We start from the raw sequence: 632 nt of genomic DNA on the forward strand, positions 1-632 counted from the left end.
CAATTTTGATAAGGCCAGAATTAAAAAATACCCAAGCGACCCATAAACGGCAAAACAGCAGCAACAACGGCATTGCGTAAGTTTGTAAGCTGTTGGTGTATTCGTCGTAGCGGCTAATCAGGCTTTTAACAGAATCTGTCATCGTATCCTCCTTACGCGGTTTGCAGCGTAAAACCTTCAATCAGGTCAAGCGTCATGATGTGATTAAGATGAGCGAGCAACGGCTCGGGGATATCGCTCAAACATTGCTTTTGTTCCAAGCTGGCAAGCAATTGATAGGCTTCGTCATCCAGCGCGAAACACTGCGCTTCACCATTGGGCTCGACGCGGATCACCCCTTGTTGTAATTGGTTGATGTTGAGCTGATCGAATTGCTGAGTACGAACAGCTGCGAATAAATCAAACACCGCGTAATGAGCATCAAAGCACTTACACCCAGGGCGAAGGTGGAAAACTAAATGGGAATGTTGCGACTCTGGTACGTGTGGTAATTCAGTCAGCGGTTGCACGGCTGTGTCTGCTTGATGCTCATAACGAGCTTGGCGAGCAAGGTCGATGTTCCATTCAAAGAGTGCGACTTCTGGGCTGTATGGCGCTTGAGCCATGACCTGACCAAACAACATCACAGTGTG

The 632-nt window shown here is 47.9% G+C and carries 1 pseudogene; it reads right to left on the reverse strand.

Annotation, left to right across the window (positions count from 1 at the left end):
- Positions 1-152 precede the first annotated feature (152 nt).
- A pseudogene (locus R8N47_RS26120) lies at positions 153-632 on the reverse strand (DUF2063 domain-containing protein); the annotation flags it as partial.

The sequence above is a fragment of the Vibrio sp. 2132-1 genome (genome assembly GCF_033344315.1).